18 protein-coding genes and 1 tRNA gene are annotated in these 20,492 nt (G+C 62.4%); 4 read left to right on the forward strand and 15 right to left on the reverse strand.

Features of this window, described 5'->3' with window-relative positions:
* Position 1: 1 nt before the first annotated feature.
* The 3 genes from hisN to typA all read right to left on the reverse strand — a co-directional run bounded on the left by hisN (position 2) and on the right by typA (position 3,867).
* On the reverse strand, positions 2–811 hold the full coding sequence (gene hisN, locus ACSSVQ_RS13985; RefSeq protein ID WP_293324568.1) for a histidinol-phosphatase: 810 nt from the start codon (positions 809–811) through the stop codon (positions 2–4).
* Positions 812–858: 47 nt separating this feature from the next.
* A complete protein-coding gene (locus ACSSVQ_RS13990; RefSeq protein WP_454183996.1) occupies positions 859–1,863 on the reverse strand; it encodes an amidohydrolase family protein in 1,005 nt (334 codons plus the stop codon).
* A gap of 132 nt (positions 1,864–1,995) precedes the next feature.
* On the reverse strand, positions 1,996–3,867 hold the full coding sequence (gene typA, locus ACSSVQ_RS13995) for a translational GTPase TypA (protein WP_454183998.1): 1,872 nt from the start codon (positions 3,865–3,867) through the stop codon (positions 1,996–1,998).
* A 215-nt stretch (positions 3,868–4,082) separates the two neighbouring features.
* Between typA and ACSSVQ_RS14000 the strand changes: the two genes are divergently transcribed.
* The gene (locus tag ACSSVQ_RS14000) at positions 4,083–5,051 is read left to right on the forward strand and encodes an NADPH:quinone oxidoreductase family protein (protein ID WP_454184702.1); all 969 of its coding nucleotides are present in this window, start codon (positions 4,083–4,085) and stop codon (positions 5,049–5,051) included.
* A 3-nt stretch (positions 5,052–5,054) separates the two neighbouring features.
* On the opposite strand, the gene ACSSVQ_RS14005 is transcribed toward ACSSVQ_RS14000, so the two are convergent.
* The 3 genes from ACSSVQ_RS14005 to ACSSVQ_RS14015 form a co-directional block, all read right to left on the reverse strand.
* A complete protein-coding gene (locus ACSSVQ_RS14005) occupies positions 5,055–5,636 on the reverse strand; it encodes a YceI family protein (RefSeq protein WP_454184000.1) in 582 nt (193 codons plus the stop codon).
* 154 nt (positions 5,637–5,790) lie between these two features.
* A complete protein-coding gene (locus ACSSVQ_RS14010) occupies positions 5,791–6,960 on the reverse strand; it encodes a glycosyltransferase family 4 protein (RefSeq protein ID WP_454184002.1) in 1,170 nt (389 codons plus the stop codon).
* Complete coding sequence (locus ACSSVQ_RS14015; protein WP_293324559.1) at positions 6,960–7,946, reverse strand: UDP-2,3-diacylglucosamine diphosphatase; 987 nt, start codon at positions 7,944–7,946, stop codon at positions 6,960–6,962. Before ACSSVQ_RS14015 ends, ACSSVQ_RS14010 begins: the two co-directional genes overlap by 1 nt.
* A 223-nt stretch (positions 7,947–8,169) precedes the next feature.
* On the opposite strand from ACSSVQ_RS14015, the gene ACSSVQ_RS14020 reads away from it, so the two are divergent.
* Positions 8,170–9,054, forward strand: coding sequence for a diacylglycerol/lipid kinase family protein (locus tag ACSSVQ_RS14020; protein ID WP_454184003.1), 885 nt, complete (start codon positions 8,170–8,172; stop codon positions 9,052–9,054).
* A 3-nt stretch (positions 9,055–9,057) separates the two neighbouring features.
* Here ACSSVQ_RS14020 and ACSSVQ_RS14025 read toward each other — a convergent pair whose 3' ends face one another.
* From ACSSVQ_RS14025 to ACSSVQ_RS14035, 3 genes are all read right to left on the reverse strand, one after another.
* The gene (locus tag ACSSVQ_RS14025) at positions 9,058–10,698 is read right to left on the reverse strand and encodes an FMN-binding glutamate synthase family protein (RefSeq protein WP_454184005.1); all 1,641 of its coding nucleotides are present in this window, start codon (positions 10,696–10,698) and stop codon (positions 9,058–9,060) included.
* A 157-nt stretch (positions 10,699–10,855) separates the two neighbouring features.
* A complete protein-coding gene (locus ACSSVQ_RS14030) occupies positions 10,856–11,803 on the reverse strand; it encodes a transglycosylase SLT domain-containing protein (RefSeq protein ID WP_454184006.1) in 948 nt (315 codons plus the stop codon).
* Positions 11,804–12,256: 453 nt separating this feature from the next.
* Positions 12,257–13,240 (reverse strand): N-formylglutamate amidohydrolase, encoded by a 984-nt coding sequence (locus ACSSVQ_RS14035; protein ID WP_454184008.1) that lies wholly within the window; start codon positions 13,238–13,240, stop codon positions 12,257–12,259.
* A 276-nt stretch (positions 13,241–13,516) separates the two neighbouring features.
* Here ACSSVQ_RS14035 and cpdR point away from each other — a divergent pair, with 276 nt between their 5' ends.
* Together cpdR and ACSSVQ_RS14045 are read left to right on the forward strand one after the other, a co-directional pair.
* Positions 13,517–13,879 (forward strand): cell cycle two-component system response regulator CpdR, encoded by a 363-nt coding sequence (gene cpdR / locus ACSSVQ_RS14040; RefSeq protein ID WP_454184009.1) that lies wholly within the window; start codon positions 13,517–13,519, stop codon positions 13,877–13,879.
* A gap of 106 nt (positions 13,880–13,985) precedes the next feature.
* Positions 13,986–14,060: transfer RNA gene (locus ACSSVQ_RS14045), tRNA-Val, on the forward strand.
* A 50-nt stretch (positions 14,061–14,110) separates the two neighbouring features.
* Here ACSSVQ_RS14045 and cyoD read toward each other — a convergent pair.
* From cyoD to ACSSVQ_RS14075, 6 genes are all read right to left on the reverse strand, one after another.
* Positions 14,111–14,425: a cytochrome o ubiquinol oxidase subunit IV gene (gene cyoD / locus ACSSVQ_RS14050; protein WP_454184011.1), complete on the reverse strand. Its 315-nt coding sequence runs from the start codon at positions 14,423–14,425 to the stop codon at positions 14,111–14,113.
* Complete coding sequence (cyoC, locus tag ACSSVQ_RS14055; protein ID WP_454184012.1) at positions 14,422–15,015, reverse strand: cytochrome o ubiquinol oxidase subunit III; 594 nt, start codon at positions 15,013–15,015, stop codon at positions 14,422–14,424. The genes cyoD and cyoC overlap by 4 nt, the downstream gene beginning before the upstream one ends.
* 2 nt (positions 15,016–15,017) lie before the next feature.
* Entirely contained in the window at positions 15,018–17,054 is a 2,037-nt protein-coding gene (locus ACSSVQ_RS14060) for a cbb3-type cytochrome c oxidase subunit I (protein ID WP_454184014.1), read from the reverse strand.
* Positions 17,055–17,077: 23 nt separating this feature from the next.
* Positions 17,078–18,004: a cytochrome ubiquinol oxidase subunit II gene (locus tag ACSSVQ_RS14065; RefSeq protein WP_454184015.1), complete on the reverse strand. Its 927-nt coding sequence runs from the start codon at positions 18,002–18,004 to the stop codon at positions 17,078–17,080.
* 359 nt (positions 18,005–18,363) lie between these two features.
* The gene (locus tag ACSSVQ_RS14070; protein ID WP_454184016.1) at positions 18,364–19,563 is read right to left on the reverse strand and encodes a hypothetical protein; all 1,200 of its coding nucleotides are present in this window, start codon (positions 19,561–19,563) and stop codon (positions 18,364–18,366) included.
* Between the two features lie 72 nt (positions 19,564–19,635).
* A complete protein-coding gene (locus ACSSVQ_RS14075) occupies positions 19,636–20,478 on the reverse strand; it encodes an outer membrane lipoprotein-sorting protein (protein WP_454184018.1) in 843 nt (280 codons plus the stop codon).
* Between the last annotated feature and the right edge of the window lie 14 nt (positions 20,479–20,492).

Here is a 20,492-nt window from a genome sequence, read left to right on the forward strand (position 1 = left end):
CTCAGTCGGCTGCGGCGGGCTTCAATATCTCCAGCGCCGCCGCATGCAGTTCCGGTGTGGCGGCGGCAACCACCTGCCCACCGTTCTGCGGGTCCTTGCCGCTCCATGTCGTGACGATGCCGCCCGCATTCTCGACCACGGGAATGAGCGCCTGAATGTCATAGGGCTGGAGCGAGGATTCGACCACGAGGTCGAGCGTGCCCGCGGCGAGCAGGCAGTAGAAATAGCAGTCTCCGCCGAAACGGCGCAGGCGGACCTTCGAGGAAATTTCGCGGAAGGCGGCTTTCTCGGCATCGACGGTGAACATGCCGGGATCGGTATTGCCGAGCAACGCATTCTCTAGCCTGGTGCAGCCGCTCACCTTGAGAGGGAGCGCCTTTCCGGCGCGGATCAGTTCCGTGCCGCCGGGCCGCCCGATGAAACGTTCGCCGATATAGGGTTGGTCCATCAGGCCGATGACGGGTTTCGTGCCGTCATTGAGGCCGATCAGTGTCCCCCAGAGCGGAACGCCCGAAATGAAGGAGCGGGTGCCGTCCACCGGATCGAGGATCCAGGTGAGGTCGCTTGCGCCTTCATGATTGCCATGCTCTTCGCCGAGAATGGAATGATCCGGATAGCGCTCGAGAATGAGCTTGCGGATCGCCATTTCGGAATCGCGATCCGCCGCTGTCACTGGGTCGAAGTCGAAATTGCCGCGTTTGTTGTCCACGGCAAGGCCGGAGCGGAAATGCGGCAGGGTGACGGTGGCGGCGGTATCTGCAAGCTCCAGCGCGAAGCTTGCCAGTTCATCTATTTTCTGCGGATCGAGCATTCGGACCTCTGGACGGCGTTCGGCGCATATTGGTCGTGAAGGCTTTTCTAGTCCAGCCGGTAAACCCGTTTCGCCGTATCGTGGAAAAGGGCGGTCTTTTCGTCCTCGGAGAAATCCTTCGCGATCTTCTTGAAGGCGTTCCACAGCACGCCATAGGAGCAGGAGAGCTTGTCCACGGGGAAATTGCTCTCGAACATGCAGCGCATGGGCCCGAAGGCGTCGATGGTATAGAGATACCAGTCGCGCGTGGCGTCCACGAGGTCGTCGGAGGTCGGCGGCGTCGGGCGCTTGTGCCAGCCGAAGCCGTTTACCGCCATGTTGATGCCGCCGAGCTTCGCCGCGACATTGGGGCAGGAGGCGAGTTCGTGGATGTCCTTTTTCCACTGCTCGAAGATTTCCGCGCGCTTGCCCTCATAGGGGCCGATGCCGAGCGGTCCGCCGAAATGATCGAGAATGATCGTGATATTGGGGAAAGCGCGGGCAAGGTCCGTCAGTTCCGGAATTTGCGGGTGGAACAGCCAGGCATCGAAGGTCATCTCCTTCTGTTCCAGCCGGGCGAACCCCTTGCGGAAATCGTCATGGCTCAGAAGGCCTTTGGGCGGACGGGTATGCGCTTCACGGATTTCGGGGCTGTCGTCATGGGCGTTGGCGTGGCGAATGCCGCGAAAGCGTTCCGGTGCGCGCAGCATGTGCCATTCCAGCACCTCGTCCACCGCATCGCCGAGCGTGAGATCGGCAAAACCGACAATGCCCGCCGCGATGCGCGTTTCGCCGAAACCGCCGCTCGCCGATTTCGCAGCGATGCCGTTCACATACTCGGTTTCGCCGAGCGGGGCCATGGCGGGGGTGGCGGAGGCCTCATACATGGAGCCGCATTCGATGAAGACGGTGGCTCGGATGTTGTGGCCGCTCCCCGTGTCGGCAAGCAACTCATCCAGCTCGTAGCGCGAGTCCGGACGATCCCAGAGATGGTGATGGGGGTCGACGATGGGGCGTTCGGGCTCCAGCGCCTCTTCTTTTACCTGCGCGAGCCATTCCGGGTTACCTGCCATCGTTTCCTCCTCCGTTGCGAGCGGAGAAGACTGGCACCCGGAAGGTTGAGAGGCAATGAATCCGTTGCCTGTGTGACAGGGTCACACAGGCCGAAGCCGCGATATCGGACAACCTTGGGCCGGAATCGGTCCTTATCCGGCGCGCGCGTGCTTCTTGCGCTCGTTCGGGTCGAGATAGCGCTTGCGCAGGCGGATCGATTCCGGGGTCACCTCCACCAGCTCGTCATCCTCGATATAGGCGATGGCCTGTTCGAGCGTGAGCGGACGGGGCGGGGTGAGGCGCACGGCCTCATCCTTCGAGGTGGTGCGGATATTGGTGAGCTGCTTGGCTTTCAGCGGGTTCACGATCAGGTCGTCGGAACGCGAGTTCTCGCCGATGACCATGCCCTCATAGACCTTTGCGCCCGGGGCGATGAAGAGCACGCCGCGCTCTTCCAGATACCAGAGCGCGTAGGGAACGGCCTCGCCCGTGCCATTGGCGACCAGCACGCCGTTGCGGCGGCCTTCGACTTCGCCACGATAAGGGCCGTATTCCTGGAAGACGCGGTTCATCACGCCGGTGCCGCGCGTATCGGTGAGGAATTCGCCGTGATAGCCGATGAGGCCGCGCGAGGGGCAGTGGAAGATGATGCGTGTCTTGCCCGCGCCGGTGGGGCGCATGTCGATCATCTCGCCCTTCCGGAGCGAAACCTTTTCGATCACCGTGCCGGTGAACTCGTCATCCACATCGACGGTCACTTCCTCGATGGGTTCCAGGCGCTTGCCGTTTTCGTCCTCGCGATAGAGCACGCGGGGGCGGGAGATGCCGAGTTCGAAGCCTTCGCGGCGCATGTTTTCGATCAGCACGCCGAGCTGCAATTCGCCACGGCCCGCGACCTCGAAGGAATCCTTCGTTTCGCTGTCCGCCACGCGGATGGCGACGTTGCTTTCGGCCTCCTTCATCAGCCGCTCGCGAATGACGCGGGACTGCACCTTCTTGCCTTCGCGACCGGCCAGCGGCGAGTCGTTGATGGAGACGGTGATGGAGAGTGTCGGCGGGTCGATGGGAAGGGCGTGGATCGCCTCGGTCATGGCCGGATCGCCGATCGTGTCGGCGACGGTGGCTTCTTCAAGGCCCGCGATGGCGACGATGTCGCCGGCTTTCGCCTCGTCCACGGGAAGACGCTGGATCCCGCGGAAGGCGAGAACGCGCGTCAGGCGGCCTTTTTCGACTTCGGTGACATTGCCTTCCTTGTCGCGGCGCAGCGCATGGACGGGGCTGTTCGGCTTGGCCGTGCCCTTTTCGATGCGGCCCGTCAGGATGCGGCCCAGATAGGGGTCGGCCTCGATGGTCGTCACCAGCATGGCGAAAGGCTCGTCCGCAGAGCCGTCCGTCAGCGCGCCGGGCGCGGGGAAATGATCGACGATCTTTTCAAAGAGCGGCTGGAGGCCCAGATCCTTCGCATCGGATGCGGCGAGATCTTCACATGCCCAGCCTTCCTTGGCGGAAGCGAAGATGGTGGGGAAGTCGAGCTGCTCGTCATCGGCGCCCAGCGAGGCGAAGAGATCGAAAGCCTCGATATGCACTTCGTCGGGGCGCGCATCGCCACGGTCCACCTTGTTGACGACCACGATGGGCTTGAGGCCTAGCGAAAGCGCCTTGGAGGTCACGAATTTGGTCTGGGGCAGCGGGCCTTCGGCCGCGTCCACCAGTAGCACCACGCCGTCCACCATGGAGAGGATGCGTTCCACCTCGCCGCCGAAATCGGCATGGCCGGGCGTGTCGATGATGTTGATGCGGATTTCCTCGCCGGCATGGGCGCCGGTTTCGGGCTTCCAGGCGACGCTGGTGCATTTTGCGAGAATGGTGATGCCGCGCTCACGCTCGAGGTCGTTGGAATCCATCACCCGTTCCGCAACCTGCTGGTTATCGCGGAAGGTGCCGGACTGGCGGAGCAACTGGTCAACAAGCGTCGTCTTCCCATGGTCGACATGGGCGATGATCGCGATATTCCGGAGCGACATAAGGTCCTGCTGGTCTCTAAGGCATGATCCGGAAAAACCAATAGCGGAATCCGGCGAAGATCATGCGACTAAAAAAAACGGAGAGGTCTTGCCTGCTCCGGGGCGCGCGGGGTCGGGCCCGCCGGCGCGCCATTGGGTTGCCGCCTTATATATCGGGGGGGCGCTCTGCTACAAGCTCATAGGGGCCAAGTGAAGGAGAATCGACCGTGAAAGCGATGATTGCGCGCGAACTGGGCGGGCCGGAGGTGCTGAAAGCGGAGGAAATCGCCTCACCGGAGCCGGGACCGGGGCAAATTCTCGTCCGGGTCAGGGCCTGCGGGGTCAATTTCGCGGATAGTCTCGTGCTCAAGGGCAAATATCAGGTCCAGCCTGACCTGCCTTTTTCCCCGGGCGCGGAGGTCGCGGGCACCGTGCTCAAGCTGGGCGAGGGCGTGAGCGGGCTCAAGGTCGGCCAGCGGGTGGCCGGCATGTGCGGCAATGGCGGCTATGCGGAAGAGGCTTTGATGCCGGCAAGCGGTGTGGTGCCCCTGCCGGTGGAGATGCCCGATGAGGTGGCCGCCGCCTTTCCCATCGCCTATGGCACCAGCCATCTCGCGCTGAAGCATCGCGGTCGGTTGAAAAAAGGCGAGACGCTGGTCGTCCATGGCGCGGCGGGCGGTGTTGGGCTTACCGCCGTCGAGATCGGCAAGGCGCTGGGCGCGCGGGTGATCGCCACGGCTTCCACGCCGGAAAAGCTCGAGATCGCGCGGAAACATGGCGCGGATGAACTCGTCGATTCATCGACGGAGGATTTGCGCGAGCGCATCAAGGGGCTGACCGGCGGCAAGGGCGCCAATGTGATCTACGATCCGGTTGGCGGGGATGTGTTCGACGCCTCCCTCAGGGCCATCGCGTTCGAGGGGCGGCTCATCGTGATCGGTTTCGCAGGTGGGCGCGTGCCGCAGATCCCGGCCAATCATCTGATGGTCAAGAATGTCGATGCGATCGGGTTCAATTTCGGCGCCTATCTGGAAAAGGCCCCGGCGGTGACGCGCGAGGCCTTTTCGGAACTGGCGGGATGGTATGTCGAAGGCCGCATTAGGCCTTATGTCTCCGACCGTTTCACGCTGGAGGAGACGCCCGCCGCGATCGCCCATGTGATGGAACGCAGGGCGCGCGGCAAGGCGGTCGTCCTCGTGCCGTGAGGGCTATTGTTTGCGGGCTTCGGTGGAGATCGTGATGTCGACTTCGTCGCTGATCATGGGCACATAGGCCGTCATGCCGAAATCGGAGCGCTTGATCGTCGCGGTGGCGTTGAAGCCCGCGGCCGTCACGCTCTTGTCCATCGGATAGGGGCCCGCGGCGAGCAGGGTGACATCGAGCGTCACCGGCTTCGTGACGCCGAGCATGGTGAGGTTGCCCATTACTTTCGCGGTCTTGTCCCCGGTGCGCTCGACCTTCGTCGATTTGAAGGTGATGTCCGGATATTTCCCTACATCGAAAAAGTCGGGCCCGCGCAGGTGTTCGTCGCGCTTTTCATGATTGGTGTCGATGCTGGCGGTCTTGATGTCGATGTCGACGCTGCTCTTCTCGGGATTGTCCTGATCGAGGTCGAAAGTGCCGGCGACATTGTTGAAAGTGCCATAGGTGTCGGAAAAGCCGAGATGGTTCACTTTGAAGCCGACATGGGTATGGCTGGCGTCGATTGTATAGGGATCGGACAGCGCCGGGCTTGCGGTAGCGGCGGCGGCGAGGAGGAAAGCGGCGAAGGCCGGTATGAACCATTTCATGAGGGAGCCTTTTCGTTAGGGGGCGACCCGTAGAAGATAGGGATGCGAGACTAATTGCGAAAGTGTCGCAGGTGAAACAGTGTGTCCCAAAGAGCGCATTCCAGAGGGTGCGTCTCAGGCCGGGTTTCGCGTAAAGGGGAGACGGTGCAGGTCTTCAGGCGGTTCCCTCGGAAGTGGCGTCGCAGTCTTCCGCGATCGCCTCTTCCAGCGCCAGATTGGTGATGAACTGGCGGGCGCAGGCCTCCCAGGAGAAGCCGAGCGCATAGTCGCGACAACGTTCGCGCGGGGTGCCGAGCGCGGCGCGGCAGGCCACGGCAAGATCCTGGTCGAGACAGCCGACAGGGGCGGCGCCGATCACGTCGGCCGGGCCTTGCACCGGATAGGCGGCGACCGGCGTGCCAGAGGCCAGCGCCTCGATCAGCACCAGGCCGAATGTGTCCGTGCGGCTGGGGAAGACGAAACAATCCGCCGCCGCATAGGCCTCGGCGAGGTCGTCGCCGAAAAGCGCGCCGGTGAAGGTTGCTTCCGGATGGCGGCGTTTCAGCGTTTCGAGCAGCGGCCCGTCGCCCACGACCATTTTCGTGCCGGGCAGATCGAGGGCGAGGAAGGCCTCGATATTCTTTTCCACCGCGACGCGGCCGACATTGAGCCAGACTGGCCGCTCGATCCCCAGATAGTGCTCGCCATGGAGATCGGGTCTCACCTGATAGCGGTCGAGATCGACGCCGCGCGACCAGATGACAGGCGTGCCGAAGCCGCGCTCTTCCAGTTCGCGCTGAAGCGAGGGGGTCGCAACCATGAGGGCGGTGGCCGGTCGGTGGAACCAGCGCAGGAAGCGATAGCCCCATGAAAGCGGCACGCCGGTGCGCGCGGTCAGATATTCGGCAAAGCGGGTGTGAAAAGAGGTCGAAAAGGGGATGCCCCGATTGACGCAGAAGCTGCGGGCCGCAAGGCCCAGCGGCCCTTCGGTCGCGATGTGGATCGCATTGGGGTTCGCCTCCTTGATGAGACGAGCCACCTTGCGCCAGGGAAACACTGCCAGCCGGATTTCGGGATAGGTCGGCATCGGGATGGTGATGAAGTCATTGGGCGTGATCATCACCACGTCGTGGCCCATATCGGTCAGGCTTTCGCGCAATTGCTGAAGCGTGCGCACGACGCCGTTCACCTGCGGAGGGGCGGCGTCGCTGACGATGACGACTTTCAGTTTCTCGGAGAAGCGCCCGACGTCTCGGGGCAGGGGGCGCCCGCGAAGCCGGTTCAGAAGTTTGCGCGCGCGGCGCATTCTCCTGGGGCGCTGCGTGAGCGTGTTGACTGAAGCCATCAAGCCGCCGTCAGGACCGGACGCGTGCCGTTTTCGCCGTCGGCTTCGTCGCGTTCCCAGGAAAAATGTGTCCAAGTGATGAGCCGGAGCTGGCCTTCATCGTCCTCTGCGAGCGCGGTGCAGCTTTCCACCCAGTCGCCGTCATTGCAGTAGAGAACGCCGTCCATCTCGCGGATTTCGGCGTGGTGGATATGGCCGCAGATCACGCCGTCGACACCGCGTTCGCGCGCGGAGCGGGCCACCGCTTCCTCGTAGTTCGAGATGTATTCGACGGCGTTCTTGACCTTGTTCTTCAGATAGGAAGAGAGCGACCAGTAGGGCATGCCGAAGACGCGGCGGACTTCATGCAGCCAATTGTTGAGTTGCAGCGCGATGTTGTAGGCATAGTCCCCGAGATGGGCGAGCCATTTGGCATAGCGCACGACGCTGTCGAACTGGTCGCCATGAAGGACGAGGAACTGGCGGCCGTCGGCGGTCTCGTGAATGGCTTCGCCGGTTACATCGACGCCGCCGAGATTGACGCCTGCATAGTCGCGCAAGGCCTCATCATGATTGCCGGGAACATAGACGACATTGGCGCCCTTGCGGGCCATGCGCAGGATTTCCTGAACGACGGCGTTGTGGCCCGCCGACCAGTACCAGGAGCGTTTCAGGCGCCATCCGTCGATGATGTCGCCGACGAGGTAAACGGTCTCGGCTTCGTTGTGGCGCAGGAAGTCGAGCAGGAGGTCCGCCTTGCAGCCCGGTGTGCCGAGATGGGTGTCGGAAATGAAGAGCGTGCGGTGGCGCGTGGGGTTCTTCGGGCGCGGACCGGTCAGCCTTTCGTCGAGATTGTTGCGGCGGGAACGGGAACGTCCGGACCGTGGCGCCGCGGCGGGCGCGCTTTCTTCCGTGCCAGTGCGGGCATTGGCGACAGGGAGCGGTTCGTTCGACGTGCGGGTGGCCAAAGTGCCGAGGCTGTTGAAAGCCGTGTCCAGCAGGGTCATGTAACCATCTGTCTCACAGTTGCGCGACTTCGGCGGACTGTCGGCCTCGTTTCGGTTTCTGGCCTTGGTTCGCCTACGGATCAATCCGCTCGCTTATCGGGTCGTTACGCGATATAAGCGATTCGCCGGATCCGGTTGGCCGGATAATCCGTGTACGCGGATACGGTTAGATGACGAGTATGTGACGTTTTTACGACTTCGGTTTCGTTTGGGGAGGTCCGGTTTGGCGCTACGCCGTTCGGCTCATATTATCTTCAACCCGATGGCGGGCGCCCGCAAAAGGGACCTTCTGGAACGTGTCATCAAACGCCTTAACCAGGCGGGCGTCGAGATCACGCTGGACGAAACCAAAGGGCCGGGCCATGCGACGGAACTGGCGGCGGCCGCGTCGCGCCACGGTATCGCAGATGTGATCGTGGCCGCGGGTGGCGACGGCACGATCAATGAAGTCGCGCGGGGCCTGCTCGGACAAAGTACGCCGCTCGGTATCATTCCGCTGGGCACGGCAAACGTCCTTGCCATCGAACTGGGCCTCAGGATGCGCGAGGGGGACATCGCGGACATGCTTCTTTCCGGTCCCGCGCAGCTTATCGGCACCGGGCTCGTGGATGACCGCATTTTCCTTCTCATGGTCGGGATCGGCTTCGACGGCGAAGTCGTGCATGACATCGATGCGCGGATGAAGCGTGTCTTCGGCAAGGCTGCTTTCGTCTGGTCGGGGCTGAAGCTCTGGTTTGCCGGGCCGGCCCGCGAAATCGTGTTGCGCGTGGACGGGCAGGAAAAGCGCTGCGCCTGGGCGGTAGTCAGCAATGCGCGTCATTTCGCCGGGCCCTTCGTGCTGGCGCCCGATGCGCATATCGAAGATCCCGGGCTCACGCTGACGCTCTTCAAATCCGGCAGCCGAATGGCCTTTGCCCGCTATTTCGCTGCGCTGGGGCTTGGCCGGGTGCACCGGCTCAAGGATGTCGAGATCATGCATCCGCGGCGGATCGAGGCCCTCTCGCCGGAAGGGCTGGCGGTGGAGGTGGACGGCGATGCGCGGGGCGCGCTTCCCCAGACCATTTCGATGGGCGTTCATTTCCTCCGGATGGTCGTGCCGTCGCGCTGAGGATCAGTCGGCGGCGGTCCCTGTGGAGATGCCCGCGCCCTGCAAGCCGGCATGCTCGAATTTCGGGCGGTCGATCCCGTTCAGCGCATGGATCGAGTGGGGCGCCGACCAGCGCTCGTAATATTCCGCCAGCGATACGGACACACCACTCGGGCCCATGATGCGGGCCTGCTCGCGGGTGAGCTTGCGCGGTTCGTCGCAGCCGCAGCTATGCGCGATCATGCAGACCTCATGCGATACGCGCTCGGCATAGCGGCGGACGCGTTCCGATTTGTCGGTCACGTCGAGGCCCCGTTGCAGCTTCTTCTTGTGGGTCGCGATGCCGGTGGGGCAGGTGTTCTTGTTGCACTGAAGGGACTGGATGCATCCCAGTGCGAACATGAAGCCGCGCGCAGAGGTGACGAAATCAGCGCCGACGCAAAGCGCCCAGGCGACTTCCGCGGGGTTGATGAGCTTGCCGCTGGCAATGACGCGGATGCGTTTCTTCAGGCCGTGGCGGGCGAGGATGTCGCAAAGCATGGGCAGGCTTTCCCAGATGGGCAGGCCCACATAGTCGATCAGCGGCATGGGCGCCGCGCCCGTGCCGCCATCGGCGCTGTCCACGGTGATGAAGTCGGGTGCGCGCTCCACGCCGCGCCGCTGGATTTCCTCGCAGAACTCGTCCAGCCAACCATAGGCGCCGATCACCATCTTGAAGCCGGTCGGCTTGCCGGTCACCTCGCGCACATGTTCCACCATGTCCAGCAGGTCGCCGATGGTGGAGATTTCCGGGTGGCGGTTGGGGCTGATCGAATCCTCGCCCTGGGGAATGCCGCGAATGGCCGAGACTTCGCGGGAGATCTTCTCCTTGGGCAGCATGCCGCCCTTGCCGGGCTTGGCGCCCTGGCTGAGTTTGATCTCGAACATCTTCACCTGATCGTGCGCGGCGATTTCCGCGAGCCGGGTATCGCTGATCGCCCCGGCCTCATTGCGGCAGCCATATTTGGCGGTGCCGATCTGGAAGACGATGTCGGCCCCGCCCTCCAGATGGTAGGGCGACAGGCCGCCTTCGCCGGTATTCATCCAGATACCCGCCTTTTTTGCGCCCCGGGAGAGCGCGCGGATGGCGGGTTTGGAGATGGCGCCGAAGCTCATGCCGGAAATGTTGAAGATGGAGGCGGTGCGGTAGGGATGGCGGCAGAAGGGGCCGACTTCGGCAAAGGCGGTGTCGGCGGCGTTCTGGTCGAGCGTGGGGAAGGGTGTGTTGACGAAGTTGATGGTGCCGGCGGGTCTTATGTCGCGGCTTGAGCCGAAGGCGACGGTGGTGTCGACGCCCTTTGCGGCACGGTAGACCCAGCTCCTCTGCGCCCGGTTGAAGGGCAGTTCCTCGCGGTCCATGGCAAAGAAATACTGCCGGAAATATTCCCCCAGCGCCTCGAAGACGTAGCGCAGGCGGCCGATCACCGGATAGTTGCGGCGGATGGCGTGGGTCGTCTGTGTGCGGTCGACGACATAGACCACGATGACGGCCAGAAAGGCGAGACCGACCGCGACGACGAAAAGCGCGGAAAGAAGATCGACCGTCTTCCAGATGAAATTGTCGCTATCGGCGAGCGACAGAAAGCCGCTCGCGAGATCGCCCAGGATGTTTCCCAGAGCCTGCATAATCCGTTTCCCCCTCCACGCCCCCCGCAATCGGGGATGGCGGCCGTTCGTGCCGGCGGCGCGCGCCCATGCGCACCGCATCATCCGGATCCGACCAGATCATGCCCGGATCACCGTTTCGTCACGGCCGCGACGGAGAAGGCGGATACTGAACCGATTATTGAAGCGTGCCTGCGTCTGCGAGCCGTGTAGGAATTTCCTTGGCCTCATGGCCCAGGATGGCGGGCGGCTGCGCTTCGGCCATCCTGTCATTCGCAAAGAGGCCCACGGGCAGTGAGAGCCGCAGGACCGTCGATGCGGGTGCAGAGAGTTCGACCCGGTCGTCGATATCCAGCACCGCCGGGGCGGGGTGGGTATCCTCCGCCGTCGTCGTGGCTGTGACGGCAGGTGCCGCGGCCTTCTGGACGGTGGCGACATCATGGGTCGACGAGGTGTAGAGCGCATCGGCAAGGCGCGCGCGCTCCTTTTTCCAGATGCCGATCACCCGGCGGAAATAGGGGCGGTGGCGGCTGGGCTCACCGGAGTGATAATGCGAAACGGCGTCGGGCCATGTGCCCAGCCTGCGATGCAGGCGAAGCAGGAAATCCGCCGCATAGGCCACATTGGTGGCCGGGTCGAAGGCGGCCTGCAGATTTTCGAAGGCGTTGGGGTGATAGCGCAGGTTCACCTGCATGCAGCCCACATCGATGGAGCGGATCCCGTTTTTCAGCAGGTTCCGCGTAAAGCGGACGGCTTCGGCCTTGGTGTCGAAATAATAGGGCCGGCCCTGCGCGTTGATCGTCCAGGGCCAGGCGCGGCGGGTACGGGCCGCGCGGTTGTAGCGGCCGGATTCCGCCATGGCGACGGCGGCAACGATCGCACGGGGCAGGCCGTCGGCCAGTTCCCGGCGGATGGCCTCGCGTTCGCAGATATTCCATGGATCGCTGATGGCGCTGGTGGAAATCGGCGCGTCGACGCCGCGCAGGCCCAGCGTCAATGAGCTGTCCGGCCCGGCAACGGCGCGTCCCGGCATGAACAGGGCGACGATCAGGCAGGCGGCGATTGCCGCGCCCGTCTTGCCCCTGTTGCGCCATGCCGTTGCTCTGGCGGCCCCGCTCGTTTTCATGCCTTAACCCTTTTGGCGGCGTGCCGAATACCGGAGATGTCCGGGGGCACGCCATCGTCAGCCCTTCCAGCCGACAGAATGACCGGCCAGGGTTAAGGAAGCTTTGAAGGCGGAATCGCCTGCGCATTCGGGAAAGGGGCGAATTTTTTCTTTTTGCACTGCACCTATTTTCCGGCGCCTATAAGAAAGTTCTTTTAAACCAATATGTTATTTTCTGTTTCCGGTACCCGGCGGGTTGAATTTTCTGCAAATCGGGCTTGCTTTGTGTGCAGTGCAATGTCATATTGTGCATCGCGGCATTGGTAGAGCGTAGCTCCCAAGGTCGCAGCCCTTCCTGGGCGTTTCCTCCCTAGACTTGGGCCCTGCTTCGGCAGGGCCCCTTTTTTTGTGCCGACCGTTTTGGCGGGGGCGGTCGGAGGGGGAGGTTTGGAAGCGATGCTCTCGTAAGGCCGGTCAGATCGGACCGACGCGGAGACGCGGGCCGAGGCCGCTCAGGTCGAGCGTGGCCATTTCGGCGGCAAAGCTCTTCATGTCGCGGCGCAGGCGCTGCAACCCCGCGCGGCGTTCCAGCTTTTCCTCGTTCATATAGAGCGCCCGGTTGATCTCGATCTGGAGCGCATGGAGGCCGTGCTGGGGCTGGCCGTAATGCTCGGTGTTGAAGCCGCCGGCATATGGGTTGTTTCTGGCCACCGAATAGCCGAGCCGGGACAGGGTCTTTTCCGCCTTCATGGCGATTTCGCGGGCGCAGGAGGTGCCATAGCGGTCGCCGAGCACGATGTCGGGCCGGTCGGCGCCTGTGTCGTCGTCGCCGGGCCCGCCCACGGAGGGCATGGAATGGCAGTCGATCAGCACCGCGCAGCCGAAGCGCCGCCGCGCATCGTCCAGATGCTGACGCAGGGCGTCGTGGAAGGGCATGTAGAGCGCACGGATCCGCCGCTCTGCTTCCGCATAGCTCAGGGGCGCGCGATAGATCTCGGCTGCGTCGGAGACGACCCGCGCGATGGTGCCGAGCCCGCCTGCGACGCGGATCGAGCGCGTGTTCACATGCGGCGGCAAGGGGCCATCGAACATGGCCGGATCGAGCTCATAGGGCTCGCGATTCGCGTCCAGATAGGCGCGGGGAAAGCGGGCATGGATGAGCGGGGCGCCGAGATCCGGCACGTCGCCGAATATTTCCTCGACGAAGCTGTCTTCGGAGCGGCGCAGCGCCAGCGGGTCGAGCTGAGAGGCCGCCACGAATTCGCGCGGATAGAGCCGGCCGCTATGGGGCGAGGAAAAGACGAAGGGCAGTGTCAGGCGCGCAGGCCGCTCCACGGCGAAGGGGCGTGCGTAAAGCTCGTCGCGCAGCTCGTCATCGCTTGCGACCCGGCTTTCGGCCAGCTCTTCCGCCGGATTTTCATCCGGATTTTTTGAAGATTTGTCGGTTGCGAGATCCATGAGCGGGGCGTGCGAGATCGATTGACTGTGACTGCGAAGCGGGGGTCGGCAGCCTTTCGGCCTGTCGGCTCGCCTTGCGCCTGCCCGCGAAAGCCAACCATAGCATGTGCACCGCAGGATGCGACCTCTAGAGGACGCATGTTCATGAGCTGTTTACCGGCCGCTCCCTATTGTATGCTGATACCGGGTAAGGCTTTCCGTTGGGCAAATGGAGAGCCGAAAATCGGGATGGGGCCCTATGAGCAGATTGGCCCCTTTAAAAGGTGGGGTGGGCTGATGGCACGCATTCTTCTTGCGGAAGACGATGAATCCATGCGCCGCTTTCTTGCGCGGGCGCTGGAAAATGCCGGTCACGAGGTGGCCGCCTATGGCATGGGCGATGAGGCTCATGATCGGCTCAAGGGCGATATCTTCGATATTCTGTTGACCGATATCGTGATGCCTGAAATGGATGGCATAGAGCTTGCCCGGCATGCCGCCGAGATCGATCCCACGCTCAAGATCATGTTCATCACCGGATTTGCCGCCGTGGCGCTCAGCTCCGACCAGCCGACGCCGGATGAGGCGAAAGTGCTCTCCAAGCCGTTCCATCTGCGCGAACTCGTGGCGGAAGTCGACCGGATGATGGCCGCGGCCTGAGAGTTCGCGTTCGGAGACTTGTCAGAGCCTCAAATCCTAGATATACGAAGCGCCTCTCGACGGATCGGCGCGGAGATTGCCGAAAATCCGTCCCGCCAATGGCAATGGGCGTGTAGCTCAGCGGGAGAGCACTTCGTTGACATCGAAGGGGTCACAGGTTCAATCCCTGTCACGCCCACCATTGCCGCTCCTTTTCCTTCCCTAAACCACCGATCCGACCGACGGACCGCGTTACATCATCCGGGCCCCAAGGTCGAACATGACCCAGAGCGAGCCGCCCACCATCAGAAAGAGGATGATGCCGGTGAAGGCCAGCATCACGATTTTCTCGTCGGTGACGGCGCGCAGATCGAGGTGGAGGAAGTAGATCATGTGGACTGCGATCTGAACCACCGCCAGCGCCGCGATCGCGAGCAGGGCGTGGATCGGCGACAGCCATCCCCCCGCCGTCAGCGCGAAGGGCACGACCGTCAGCAGCACGGCCAGCCCAAATCCCTTGAAATAGTCGTTCCGCATGGTGCGGGCGTGATCTGACATCGTGCTCATTGCAGGACTCCGGGAAGGTAGACGATGGAAAAGATGCCGATCCAGACGATGTCCAGAAAGTGCCAGAAGAGGCCGAGGCGCTTGAAGCGCGCCGCGAAGGCTTCCGTCGGCCCTGTCCGCATGAGCTGGGCGACGGCTGTGGCGATCCAGACAAGGCCCGCCGTCACGTGAGCGCCATGCGTGCCGACGAGCACGAAGAACGAGGACAGGTAGCCGGAACGCTGCGGCGAGGCGCCTTCGGCGATCAGTCCGATGAATTCGTGGATTTCCATGCCGAGGAAACCCGCGCCGAGCAGGAAGGAGATGCCGAGCCAGACGAGGATCGCATTCCGGCGCTTGTCTTCCAGCGCCACCGCGGCCATGCCGAAGGTGACGCTTGCCAGGAGCAGCAGAGCGGTTTCGATCGCCGCTGTCGGCAATTCCATAATTTCGGTGGCGCCGGGGCCGCCGGCGGTTGCGTGCCGCATCACGGCATAGGTGGCGAAGAGCAGCGAGAAGATGATCGCGTCGCTCATCAGATAGATCCAGAAGCCGAATTCGCGCTCCTCGAAGAGCATGGCTTCGTGACTGTGGGCCGTTTCGGTATGCATTTTCAGTCTCCGATGGAATTCAGCAGGCCATGCGTCGAGCGATCGCCGCGCTCGTCTTCCAGGGGGCTCAGAAAGCCCAGCAGGGGGCCGCTGCCGCGGCTTTCAAGGGCGGCGATCTGTTCCGGAGTGATCGTGTATTCCTCTTCCGGCACGCTCCCCTTGACGATGGTGGCGGCGATGACGCCCGCAAAGGCGAGAATGGCGAGCCACCAGATGTTCCAGATCACGGCAAAGCCGAGCACGAAGGCCGCCCCGCCGATCAGAACACCGGTGGAGGTGTTGCACGGCATTTCAATCGGCGTGTAATGCGCCGGAGCGTCGTGCGAAATCCCGCGTTCCTTGCGCCAGGCGAGTTCCTCCCGGTCGTGGATTTCAGGCACGACGGCGAAGTTGTAGAGCGGCGCGGGCGAGGCATTCATCCATTCCAGCGTGCGCCCGTCCCACGGGTCGCCGGTCAGGTCGGCCAGTTCTTCGCGACGGCGGATGCTGACGACGAGCTGGATTGCCAGACACAGAATGCCGATGGCAATCAGCACCGCGCCGATCGCGGCGACGATGAGCCAGGGCTGCCAGGCGGGGTTCTGATAGTAGTCCATACGCCGGGGCATGCCCATGAAGCCAAGCACGTAGAGCGGCATGAAGGCGACGTAGAAGCCCACGAACCAGAACCAGAAAGACGTCTTGCCCCACCACTCGTCGAGCCGGAAGCCGAACGCCTTGGGGAACCAGTACTGGTAACCCGCCAGAAGCCCGAACAGCGAGCCGGGGATCAGCATGTTGTGGAAATGCGCAACAAGGAACAGCGTGTTGTGCATCACATAGTCGACCGGCGGAATGGCGAGGAGTACGCCAGTCATGCCGCCGATGACGAAGGCGACCATGAACCCCAGCGTCCAGTGCATATGGGAGGTCAGGCGGATGCGCCCGCGATACATGGTCAGGAGCCAGTCGTAGATTTTTACGCCCGTCGGTACGGCGATCACCATGGTGGCGATGCCAAAAAAGCTGTTCACGTCAGCGCTTGAGCCCATGGTGAAGAAGTGGTGCAGCCAGACGGTGAAGGACAGAATGCCGATCACCATCGTCGCGTAGACAAGCGAGACGTAGCCGAAAAGCCTCTTGCTGGAGAAGGTCGCCACCAGTTCGGAAAAGATACCGAAGGAGGGAAGGATTACGATGTAGACCTCCGGGTGGCCCCACAACCAGAAGAGGTTGATGTAGTTCATCGCATTGCCGCCGGCGTCCGCGGTGAAGAAATGCATGCCGAGGAACCTGTCGAAGCCGAGCAGGGCGGCCGCGACCGTGACGCCGGGAAACGCGAAAACCATGAGGATGGCGGTGATAAAAGCCGCCCAGGTGAAGAGCGGCATTTGCATCAGCGACATGCCGGGCGCGCGCCGCTTGATGATCGTGACGACGAAGTTCACGCCGGTAAGTGTCGAGCCGACGCCGCTCACGAGAACGGCCCATATCCAGTAGTCGGTTCCGGAACCGGGGCTTGTGGGCAGTTCAGAGAAGGGTGGGTAGGCCGTCCAGCCTGCCGTGGTGAAGCGGCCTATGACCAGCGAGGTGAGAACGAGCGCCGCGCCGGCGGCTGTAAGCCAGAAGCTCACGGAATTCAGGAACGGGAAAGAGACGTCCCGTGCGCCGATCTGCTGCGGCACGACAAAATTGATGATGCCGGTCAAAAACGGCATCGCCATGAAGATGATCATGATCGTGCCGTGAGCCGAGAACACCTGGTTGAAATGTTCCGGCGGTAGATAGCCATGGCCGTTCAAGGCGGTGGCCTGCTGCATGCGCATCATGAAGGCGTCTGAGAAACCGCGGAACAGCATGACGAAGGCGAGAACCACATACATGATTCCGATGCGCTTGTGGTCGACCGTCGTTAGCCATTCGTTCCAGATATAGCGCCATTTGCCGAGCCATGTGATGAGCGCGGCAATAAACAAAACGCCAAGCAGCTCCATTGCCGCGCCGCTCATGGCGATCGGGCTGTAGAGTGGAAGGACGTGAAGGGTGAGTTTTCCGAGCATGGGAAATCGGTTCTTTCCTGGAGTTACCTGGGGCGGTCGGAGGCGATCATGCTTGCCGCCGAGTGCGCGCCCTTGACGATGCGGGCGAAGAGTTCGGGGTCGGCACTGGAAAAGTGCAGCGGATGCGGCATCGCCCCGGACTTGCTCAGCATTTGATATTCATGCGGCGTGAGCTGCAGCGGCGCCTTGCGGACCGTGTCGATCCAGTTCTTGAAGTTTTCGGCCGTCACGATACGGACAGGGAATTTCTGGTCCGGGAAACCCTTGCCGTCGAATAGCGAATTGCGGCCGGTATAGGTCTCGACAGGCCCCGGCTGGAAATTCAATCTCGTGCCCATGCCGGCCATCGCATAGATCTGGCTGGTAAGGCCCGGTACGAAGAAGGACGTCATCACATCGGTCGATGTGAGCCGCAGGCTGACCGGGCGATCGGTCGGCAAAACGAGTTCATTCACCGTCGCAAGGTGCTGTTGCGGATAGATGAAGAGCCATTTCCAGTCGATGGACACGGCCTGGACGACGACCGGCTTTCCTTCCGCCATTTGCGAGCGATAGGGGTCGAGCCTGTGCGTGTAGATCCAGACCAGAGAGCCGATCGCACACACGATAAGCGCCGGAACAAGCCAGATCACGACTTCTGCGCGATGCGAATGGTCCCAGTTCGGATCGTAGTCGGGTGCTTCACGCGATGCGCGGTAGCGCAGAGGAAGCCACACCGCCAGCACGAAAACCGGAATGACAACGATCAGCATGATGGCGACCGCGATGAAGAGCAGATCGCGCTCGGTGATCGCGTCAGGTCCGTGCGGAAAGATGACGGGATAATCCGAACTGCCGGTGCAGCCAGCGAGCGGCAATGCCATCGCCATAAAGGCGGTGAGCGCGCCCGCGCGGGAAAGATTGATGTTCAGGGGGAGGAGGTTTTTGACGACTCGATACAGGGAACGCATGGAAGATACTTCCGATAACTATCCTCCTTCCCTGATCGCTTTCTTGCATGCCATGGCGTGCTGCTTCAATGCAGCCGGTAGTGGAGTCCTCGCGTATGTAATGAAGCGGACATGCGATGCGGGGCAGTTTGCCTAAATCGAATGCAAGCGGCGCCGGGTGTTCGCTTTGTCGTTTCCATATGTCTTGCCAAAAACGATTGTGGCGCAAGGGGATATAGAGAAAGGCGCTTTTGCACCGGGCGTGGTGACGCATCTTCTCCGTCGGCACTCTTGCGCGGATTTAATGTTTCGGAGAGGAAATTTTCCGGGCGTTCGGACGGCTTTGCGCGTGATCCCGGTCTCCGACTCCGGAGAATCGGTCAGAAATAGCGTGCAAGGCGGATTTGCAGGAAATCGTCGTCCTTGAGCGTGTAGTAGGGATCGCTTGCTGGCTGACCGGCAAAAAGGCGCGCTTCCACGCTGAGCCGGTAGTTCTCGCCGAGGCGCTTTTCGAATTCCGCCGAAAAGAAGGTCGCCTGCGTGTCCATGTCGACGACGGCGCCCGTCAGCAGGCTGGTATCGGCGATGTCGTTGGCGGTCCAGCGCACACCGGCAAAGATATCGTTGGCGAAGGGGTTCTGCGGATTGGCGCCGCGTTCGTCCCAGATATATTCGGCGACGATGCCGAGGTCGGAGGGTGTGTCGAATATGCCGTAAAGCGTGTATTCGATGCCGCCGGTGCCCTGCAGGTAGCGGTCGTTCAGCTCCTTGCGCCATAGCCCCTCGAATTTATAGAGCCATGCGCCCTTGGTGGCCTGAATGTCTGTCGAGAGCTGGTCGATCTGGACGTAGTAGGGAATGAGGACGGGCGATCCGCCGCTGCTCAGTCCCGGTATCAGGATCGGGTTGCGGCCGGTGCCCCGGAAATAACCGAGACCCACGTCCCAGATATCGAATGTGTTGGAGTAGCGCGCCGCGAAATCGACGTGGTGTTGTTTCTGGCCGCTCTCGAATTTCGTCTGGCTTGTGTCGACCGGAATATCCGTCGCGGGGCGTCCGTTGGCGCCGGGGAAAAGGCGCTCGCGGAACCAGGGGAGCACGTAAAGGTCGACGGTGCCCCATTGCTGATAGGTGGACAGCGAGACGAGGGGCTGCCCAAGCTTCTCGCGCCCGCGGGCATCTTCCACCACGTCGGTCTGGTTGATGATGTCCACCAGATGGGCGGCTTCGGTAACGCCCCAGAAGACCTTGTCGACGCCTGCGCGGAATTCCCAGGCGCCGTCGATATAGGCGTATTTGAACGCGCGCAGATCGACATGGGTTCGTTTGTTGTCATGCATGTCGAGGCGCATGAACGGGGTGGCCACGAATGACTGGTCGCCATCGTCCCAGAAATATTTCGCGCTGACCTCGCCTGCGACCGACATGTTGGCGCGGGGCTGTTCGGGTTTCGATGCCTTTTGCAGAAAGAGCTGCAGTTCGGGCTCGACATAGCCGGTGAACTCGAACTCCCCGGCATGTGCCGGTCCGGCCGCGCATGCGAGCGCGATCGACGCCCATCCCACCAAGCTCTTTTTCATCTCACTCCCCCGCCCTGGATGATGGAGACGGCCCGGCGATATGCTGGATCGCCGGGCCGCTCTTTTGCTTGTTTACCGGGCGCGCTTCAGCGCCGCGGTGGAGAAGTCCGCTTCCGTCAGCCCTTCATGGAACTTGTAGTTCTTCCAGGTGAGGCGGGTGGCCTTCTTGTTGTTGTGGTTGACCATATAGAGGTCGTGCGCGCGCCAGAACTTGTCCTCGTAAAGACGATAGTCGGAAAAGGTTAGTGTCTTCAGTAGCGCGTCCTTGCGGTCGTAATAGTCGATCTTGCGCGGCTGATAGTCGGTCGTGTCGGTCCAGACGACCTGGCGCGTATAGCCGGAATGTTCATAGAGCGGCTTGCGCTCCACGACATGGCAGGTGAGATCGCCGCAGGGCTCGTCGCGCAGCCATTTGTAGGAATATTTGCCAACCTCGCTGGAGGAGAAATCCTCGAAGGCGAATTCCGAACCGACAAAGGGGCCGGATTTATTGACCGACGAGATGCGCTTTACGCGCTTTACAGCCGGGAGATAGAGCCACTGATCGTCCGGCTCGAGAATCTTCGCATGCGTGAGCAGCGCCGTGCCGTCCACGTCGCGCGGCTTGTTGAAGACGATCAGGCTCCAGTCGCCTTCCTCCGGGTCCGTCCGCTCCAGCGAATAGGAGCGCAGCTCGCGCGTGCTGGTGTCGCCATGCGCATTGGTCAGGACCATCTCCATATCCGCTTCGGCGTCGCCCCATCCCTTGTCGCGATTATCGGTTTCCTGCGCGATGGCAAGGCCGCGGGCCACGGGCTCATCCGTGCCGGGCAGGCCGTCCGCCTGCGCGTGGGCGGTGGCGGCAAGCCCCATGAGCGGCAGTGCGACAACGAACGCATGCGCGCTCTGGCGCAAGGCGGAACTGACGAATGGCATTTCTCTCTCCCTGA

The sequence above is a fragment of the Parvibaculum sp. MBR-TMA-1.3b-4.2 genome, assembly GCF_053628815.1.